This window comes from Luteibacter sp. (assembly GCF_036500425.1).
In the GTDB taxonomy this organism is placed as follows: domain Bacteria; phylum Pseudomonadota; class Gammaproteobacteria; order Xanthomonadales; family Rhodanobacteraceae; genus Luteibacter.
Genome location: NZ_DASYCB010000074.1, coordinates 23,315 through 31,267, shown reverse-complemented (window position 1 = coordinate 31,267; position 7,953 = coordinate 23,315). Strand labels below are relative to the sequence as shown.

Below are 7,953 nucleotides of genomic sequence, written 5' to 3'. Positions count from 1 at the left end.
ACTGGTATCTGCCCTGTGTGTGCGGTGCTTAAGCGCGGCGAAGTCGTGCAAACGATTGCGTCAGGTGATCTGCGGCGGCCACCATGATCCGGTGGGCGATATCGTCCACATGCCGCGCGGTCCACGGCTCGAGCGGCGTGCCTTTCACCCACTGGTTGAACGAGCCGAGCGCAGGCCCCGTCTGTATCTGGTAGTTCACGCGATCCTCGCCCTTGCCTTCGATGGCGATGCGCGTGCAGTAAGCGAAGTACCAACGAAAGGTGAGCGCCATGCGGTGCTTCGGATTGGCTTCGGCCTTGAGGATTTCGTGCTCCATACCGGCCGAACGGAAGTAACGCTGCGTGTCGTCCCAGATCTCGGCGAAGCTCTTCTTGAAGAAGGTCGTCTCCAGCTGGCGGCGCGTACGCTCGGGGATGTCATCGAGGCTTTCATGGTGGCGATACAACGACAGCAGTTTGTTCGCGCGCGCCGGGAAGAACACCGATTTCTTCAGCACCTGCACGTTGGCTCCGATCTCGAACATGTCACCCGCCGGGGCATACTCGGTATCCTGGATGTCCATTTCCTGTAGCAGTGCCTTGCCGTCAGCGCTCATGCCCGACTCCACGGTGCATTGGTTGATCGACCCCGTGACGATGAAATCCGCACCCAGAAGGAATGCCGCGGCCGCCGCCTCGGGTCCACCGATACCGCCGGCGAGGCCCATGCAGATCGGTTCCGCATAGGCGTGGGTGGCCTGCATCCGGTCACGCAGGCGCATCAACGGCGGCAGCATGACGGCGACGATCCCTCCATCGGTGTGCCCACCCGAATCCGCTTCCACGCAAATGTCATGGCTCATCGGAATGCCCCGTGCCCATTCCGCTTGCTGTGCGGTGACCAGGCCGCGCTCGCGCAAGCGCTCGACGATGGCAGCCGGTGGCGGGCTCATGAAGGCCTGGGCCACTTCCGGCCGCGAAATCTTGGCGACGATCCGGTGCTCGCAGACGAGCGCGCCCTCCTCGTTCCGGCGCAATCCCTGCAGGCGAAAGCGAACCAGTGCGGGCGTCATCTGCATGAACGCGGCGGCTTCGACGTTCTTCACGCCATGGCGCAGGTACAGGTCGACAACGGCCTCTTCCTGTTCGGGATACTCGTAATTCGCCAACAGGTTCATGCCGAAAGGCTGATCGCCTGACAACTCAGCACGAATACGCGAGAGGTTGGTTTCGATCCTGGCCGTTGATAGCCCACCCGCGCCGAAGAACGAGAGGAAGCCGGCCTTGCCCATGCGGATGACCAGGTCGGCGGATGCCACGCCCCGATACATGGCACCGGTCATATAGGCGTAGCGCACGCCGTAGCGGCGCTTGAACACAGCGCTGCCAAGTGACTCCGGCGTGATCGACGATGCATCGCCGCGCGCCGCCTCGTCGGCGTCGGCCGGCCGGTCGTCCACTGTGTCGACCATCGGTGCTTGCGCGTTGCGGATCTCGCTCACCATCTTCGAAAGGATGGTCGCGCCGACCTCCTGGAACTCGATGTCACCCTTGCCCATCACATACCGGATAGAGTCCACCCAGTGCACGGGCGTCGCGATCTGCGAAGCCAGCGTCTCGGCGATGCGGTCACCGTCGTAGGGGCGCGCCGTGGCGTTGGCTATCACCGCCGCGGTAGGGCGTTCGAAGGAGAATTGGCGGAGGAATTCCGCGAACTCCGCCTGTACCGGTTGCATGTGGCGTGAATGGAACGGCGCACTCACATTCAGACGTACGCAACGCAGGTTCATGTCGGCGAAGAGCCTGGCCGCCGCGTCGAGCGCTTCATGGTCGCCTGCGATCACCGTCTGCGTGGGCGTGTTGAGGTTCGCGATATCGATCCCATCGAGGCGGTGTTCATCGAGCATGCCGCGGATGGCGCTCGCCGACGTACCCAACACCGCTGCCATGCCACCACCGCCGGCGTTACCCATGAGTTCGCCACGCTTCTGCACCAGGCGCAGGCCGGTTTCGAAAGAGAACACGCCCGCGGCAAGCAGGGCGTTGTATTCGCCAAGGCTATGTCCGGCGAAGAACGTGGCGCCTGTGTCCTCGCCCGATTGCTGCTGACGGTAGTAATGCAGCGCATTGACCACGTAGAGCGCGGGCTGGGTGTAACGGGTTTGCGAGAGCAACCCTTGCGCGTCATTCAGGCAAAGGTCCTCCACGGAGTATCCCAGGATCTCGGAAGCGCTCTTGACCTTGTCGGGAAACAGCGGAAAAAGCTCCTTACCCATGCCCCTGAACTGCGAGCCCTGGCCGGGAAAGATGACTGCCTTCATTTTGGGTAGCTCCGGTAAACGCGGGTTGGGTGCGGTTTTCGGGCACAACGCGTCGAGCCTTGCCACATCGCCACCGAAAGGCGACATCACGGCGTGCACCTGGGATGTCGAACCCGCAGGCAAGCCATGCTTCAGGAAGGTCGCCATCGTGCCGCCTGGGCTGGCGTCGATGTAACGATGCGGGCCGCCCGATTCGATACGTGCGATCGCCTGCGGCAAGCGAATCGGTTGACGCACGACCGACCAGAAATGACCGGGGGGCGCAACGTCCATCAAGTCCGCCGAGGCAGCACAGACCACCGGCAGCTGGCCCTGGCGTGGGGCAAGCGTGCGCAGAAAGGCCTCATAAGATGCCCGGGCAGGATCGATCCAGCGCGTATGAAAAGGAAAGGCGACGGGTAATCGCTGAAACACAAGGCCGAGACGCTGCAGTCGCGCCTCGACGATGCCGATGTTTCGTCCCGGCATGGCTAGCACAGCGTGCGTGGCAAAGTTGCTTGCTGCCAGTTCGCCGACCTCAAGCATCTCCGCATCAAGGTAGGCCGCTGGATCGCCCATCACCGCGATCATGCCGCCGGGCTCCACGTTGGCCTCCACGGCGAGCGCCTGCTCGATCACGGCGAGCAAAGCGGTTTCCATGTCGAGCCAATCCGCGTACGCGGCCGCGGCAAACGCACCGAGGCTCGCCCCAAGGACCAGGTCCACGTGTACGCCGCGCTCACGCAGCAAGAGCGCAAGCGCGTGCTCCACCATGAAAATGGCGGCGTGGCTGTGCAGCAATCGATCAAACGGAACGTCGCGCGTGCGGCGATCCGCATAAAGCACATCGAGCACCGACTCGCCGCAGCGTTGGCGAAAGATACGATCGGCTTCTTGCATGCGGAGGCGAAAGCCCGCCTCGCCGTCAAACAACTCCCTTCCCATCTGGAAGTGATGGGATCCCTGCCCTGCAAAGAGAAGTACGGTTTTCACGAACGACGCATCCATACAGGCACACGTACCCCTGCCGTTCTATGCGAGCGGCTGGACGAGCACCCAATTCGCGGCTGAGCGAGCAGCCAACTCCCCTCCCCTCAGAGGCACGCAAGCGACCTTCGACAGGTCGATAGAAACGCTATGAAACCCCCCGGTCTTCAAAACCTACATGTGATTTGATTTCGTCAACGCTTACGAATAACGACACAGATGCGTCGCCTATCGCTGTTCTAGATTCTTCGAAGAATGTGACAGGCTTTGCAACGCGCAATTTCTTGCGATTTCACATCGATGCGGCACGTATTTGCACGCAACGACAGCGAATACGCTGCAATTTGCATCGTGTGACACGATTCAGTGCCATACGGTTACGGCACGCCGCTGGAAAGATCTGCCGAAATTACACAGCACTGGATCCACGCGCGTTATTCAACGTGCGTGGTTTCTCTGAATTTTTCTTAGGCATTCTTCGCGCGCCTTCGTCGCCGAAGAAAAAGCTAGACGGTAAGTACGACCTTTCCTATCGAGGCGCGACCCTCGAGGAACGCATGTGCGCTCGCGCCATCGCGCAATGCATACGTCGCGGCAATCGTCGGGTGAAGCGTCCCGGTACGAATCTGATCGAACAATGCCGTAGCGCGTTCCCTTCGGATCTGCGCACTGGTCAGGACATTCCACAGGTCACCGCCCGTCAGCGTTAACGAGCGATCCATCAAGGCCCTGGGATCCACGAAGTCCGGATCGCCCGCCGCCATGCCGTAGAACACGACGGTACCGCCAGTCCGCGTCGCGGCAAGGCTCTCGCCCAACGTGCGGCCGACCGAATCGTAGGCTACATGTACACCCTTGCCCTCCGTCGCCTCGTGCACGCGTTTCACCAGATGCTCGTATCCGAGAACCACATCGGCACCGGCATGGCGGGCGGCCTCGCGCTTGGCGTCAGACGATGCGATTCCGATGACACGGACACCCTTCGCCCGCAGCATCTGGACCAGCAAGAGCCCCACACCGCCCGCCGCGGCATGGACAAGTGCGACCTGCCCCTTCATCGGTTGTGAGCTATCGGTAACCAGGTACTGAGCGGTCAGCCCCTGGAGCAGCACAGCTGCGGCCGTTTCGTACGTGATGCCATCGGGAAGCGGAATGAGTTTGTCCACGTCGACCGCCACCCGTTCGGCGTTAGCGAACGGCATGTCGGCGAACCCGATGCGCGTCCCCTTCGGGAACGGACCGTTTTCGGACACGATTTCACCTGCGCCTTCGTACCCGAGGATCCACGGTGCCTCACCGGCAAGGTGATAGGTGCCATTGCGGCGGTACACATCGGCGAAGTTCAGTCCAACGGCGTGCATGCGGACCAGGACCTGCCCCGGCGCGGTCACCGGGTCGGCGATGTCCTCCCACTGAAGCACGTCAGCAGTACCAAACTGGCGGAAAATAAGAGCCTTCATGGGGACACCTGGAAATGCGGTAAACAGACGACACATGATATCCCACCCTCAACATGGCCTCACCGCAGGCCCCGGCGAGGCAATGTTGAGGCAATGTTGACCGGCGACCATGCAGCCCATTCATAGCGAAGGCGGCTCCGTCGATGGCAAATAAACTCGCGCTCTGTGGCATCACTGCATTAGCCATAGCCTCTGGCGCCGCCGTGCAAGCCCAGGAGCGTAGCGAGCAGGGAAAACTCAGCCTTGGCATGGGCGTGGCCTGGGTCCCCAGCCCTTACCGGGCGTACGACAACAAAGCATTGCCGCTGCCCATGGCTAGCTACGAAGGCCAGCGCTTCTTTCTGCGTGGCCCCAGCTTTGGCGCCCGCCTGTGGAACTCTTCGTCGAGCGAACTTGCCGTGGCACTCTCGCCCATTGGCAATCGCTTCCAACACAAGGACAGCCGTGATCCGCAGCTGAAGCAGCTAAATAACCGTGACATCTCGGCCCAGATAGGCTTGCAATGGCAGACCCGGGGCACATGGGGACGGCTCGCGCTCGCAACGCAAAAGGAAGTCACAGGCCATGGTGGCGGCCACGCCTTCGACGCCAACTACTCTTATGCTATGCCCTTCGGAAAAGCCGTGGTCATTACGCCCATGGTGGGCGTGGCCTACACCAGCAGCGCCCTCAACGACTATTACTATGGCATCACGGCGAAAGAGGCGCAGCGCAGCGGCCTGCCCGAATATCGCAGCGGATCTTCAACGGCGCCGTATGCCGGCGCATCCGCGATGATTCGACTCGGCAGCCGTTGGTCGGCGGTCGGTAACATCCGCTACAGCCGCCTTGCTGATGCGATCGCCGACAGCCCGATGGTCCGCGGGAGCACGACCGTCGGCTATTCCGTGGCGTTGCTGTACACGTTCTGATCCAAGGCGACTGCCCTTCGCAACCATTTGCGAATCATTCGCATTCTCAGGATAATCGTAGGCTCTCACGCCACGCCATTCCACCTCGGGTAGCCGGCCACTCATTACAAGGCCCTACCCATGGACTTCCTCCTGTCCAGGCGCTCGCGTGCGCCCCGAAAATCTGCCCTCTGTCTCGCCCTGATGTTCGCGCTCGCGCATACAGCAAGCGCCGCTGATGCCGATACTGACGCCAAGAAGAAGCGTTCGGATGCCACCACGCTCGATAACGTCGCCGTGGAGGCGACCACCTCCGATGCCACGTCGTCCGGCAGCAAGATCGATATCCCCAACCTCGAAACCGCCCAGGCCGTGTCGGTTATCCCGCGCCAGCTAATCGATGACCAGGGGATTCGCCGCCTGCCCGACGCGCTGCGCAACGTTGCCGGCGTGTCGCGTAGTGATGTTTACGGTTTCTTCGATGGCTTCAATATCCGCGGCTTCGATGCATCATCCGGTGCCACCTACCTCGATGGCCTGGCGCTGACCAACGATATGGCCAGCACGGAACTGGGCGGCCTGGAGCGCGTGGAAGTCGTGAAGGGGCCGGCGTCGGGACTCTACGGCCAGGGACCACTTTCGGGCCTGGTGAACCTGATGAGCAAGCGCCCACGAAACGATGCATTCGTGGATGTACGTGCTGCCGTTGGCACGGATGACTTCCGCGAAGTCGGCCTGGATGCCAACACACCACTTTCGAAGGATGGCCACTGGCTCGGCCGCATCAACGTCATCCAGCGCGAGCAGGATGACTTCGTCGATGGCTCGGACGCTAAGCGCACGTACATCGCGCCTGCCCTGACCTGGGCGCCGAACAGCGATACGACGTGGACGTTCCTTGGCACCTACCAGCGTGACCGCCTGCACCCGTGGTCGCCCACCACCGCCTACGGCACGATTCTCTACAACCCCCATGGCGAACTGCCACGCGACCGCGCCGTGAACGACATCCGTTACCCGGCAGAGCAAAGCCGCGACCAGAAGGCGATAGGCTGGCAGCTCGACCAGCGAATCAACGACTGGCTCTCGCTTCATCAGGGCATCCGCTATGAAGACTTCCACAACACATGGGACCACTGGCTATTCGCCAGCGGCCTGCATGGCGATATGCGCACCCTGGACCGCTTCTACTACGGACCTTACAACGAACACGGCCATGCGTTGCGCTTGGACAATAACGCCACGATCAGCGGAAACACCGGCGCCATCGAACACGAGGTGCTGGTGGGCGTCGATTTCGCACGGCGCATGACCAGCTCGACCAACAACTTCGACTTTGGCCCCTATCCTTTCGATGTGTACGCGCCACAGTACGGCATCGTTCCCGGCCCGGTGAACCTCGATATCACCCACTATCGCGGTGATACCAAGCAGCTGGGTTGGTATGTGCAGGATCACGCAAAGTGGGGCAAGTGGACGGCGACCATTGGCGCGCGAATCGACAAGGCACGCACCGGTACGGGTAGTGGCCAGGTATCGGACACCGCGATCAGTCCGCGCGTCGGCCTGACATACGCGATCAGCGATGGCGCGGCGTGGTATGCGAACTGGTCGAAGTCGTTCAATCCGCAGGGCGGCTATCCGCGTTGGGATGGCGGGAACGTGCCGCCGGAGCGCGGCCGCGATATTGAAACCGGCCTGAAAGTGCAGTCTGTCGATGGCACCCTTCACGGCATGGTGACCGCGTTCCAGCTCACGCGACAGAACGTGGCGACCGAGGACTTCGAGCATCCCAACTTCTATGTGGTCACCGGCGAGCAACGTAGCCGGGGGCTGGAACTCGAGGGTGGCGTGCATCCCCTGCCCGGATGGGATATCACCCTCGCGTACGCCTGGACGAAAGCTGAGATCACGCAGGACACGACACTACCCACCGGTGTTCGCCTTGCGGGTATTCCTCGTCACAACGCGAACCTCTGGACCAAATACATGGTGCAGGATGGCGTCCTTGCGGGTTGGGGGGTGGGCGGCGGCGTGAACTACCAGAGCGAACGCCTGGCCAGCAACTACGAACCGGTGGATCCGATCTACGGGCGCCCATTCCTGATGAAGGCTTACACGTTGTTCGATGCGGCCGTTTACTACACGCAAGGCCCATGGGATGCACAGCTCAATGTGCGCAATGTGTTCGACAAGAAGTACTTCGTGACGGCATCGAGCGATCGCACGGCGTGGGGTTCACCGCGTAGCGTGATGCTCGAACTCGAGCGACATTTCTAGTCACCCCACAGGCAACCGGCCGGGCCATGATTACCTCGCGTGTAATTGCTGGCCCACG

4 protein-coding genes are annotated in these 7,953 nt (G+C 61.7%); 2 read left to right on the top strand and 2 right to left on the bottom strand.

Going from position 1 to position 7,953, the window contains the following annotated elements:
• Positions 1–28: 28 nt before the first annotated feature.
• Complete coding sequence (gene fabD, locus VGN46_RS17980; RefSeq protein ID WP_331645852.1) at positions 29–3,223, bottom strand: ACP S-malonyltransferase; 3,195 nt, start codon at positions 3,221–3,223, stop codon at positions 29–31.
• 548 nt (positions 3,224–3,771) lie between these two features.
• Positions 3,772–4,725: a quinone oxidoreductase gene (locus tag VGN46_RS17975; RefSeq protein ID WP_331645753.1), complete on the bottom strand. Its 954-nt coding sequence runs from the start codon at positions 4,723–4,725 to the stop codon at positions 3,772–3,774.
• A 143-nt stretch (positions 4,726–4,868) separates the two neighbouring features.
• Between VGN46_RS17975 and VGN46_RS17970 the strand changes: the two genes are divergently transcribed.
• Both VGN46_RS17970 and VGN46_RS17965 read left to right on the top strand, forming a co-directional pair.
• Entirely contained in the window at positions 4,869–5,636 is a 768-nt protein-coding gene (locus VGN46_RS17970) for a MipA/OmpV family protein (protein WP_331645752.1), read from the top strand.
• Positions 5,637–5,756: 120 nt separating this feature from the next.
• On the top strand, positions 5,757–7,895 hold the full coding sequence (locus tag VGN46_RS17965; protein ID WP_331645750.1) for a TonB-dependent siderophore receptor: 2,139 nt from the start codon (positions 5,757–5,759) through the stop codon (positions 7,893–7,895).
• Positions 7,896–7,953: the final 58 nt, after the last annotated feature.

Excerpts from the sequence above, each read along its gene's own strand:
- VGN46_RS17975 (WP_331645753.1), bottom strand. The coding sequence starts at position 4,725 with ATGAAGGCTCTTATTTTCCGCCAGTTTGGTACTGCTGACGTGCTTCAG.
- VGN46_RS17970 (WP_331645752.1), top strand. The coding sequence starts at position 4,869 with ATGGCAAATAAACTCGCGCTCTGTGGCATCACTGCATTAGCCATAGCC.
- VGN46_RS17965 (WP_331645750.1), top strand. The coding sequence starts at position 5,757 with ATGGACTTCCTCCTGTCCAGGCGCTCGCGTGCGCCCCGAAAATCTGCC.
- fabD (WP_331645852.1), bottom strand. The coding sequence starts at position 3,223 with ATGGGAAGGGAGTTGTTTGACGGCGAGGCGGGCTTTCGCCTCCGCATG.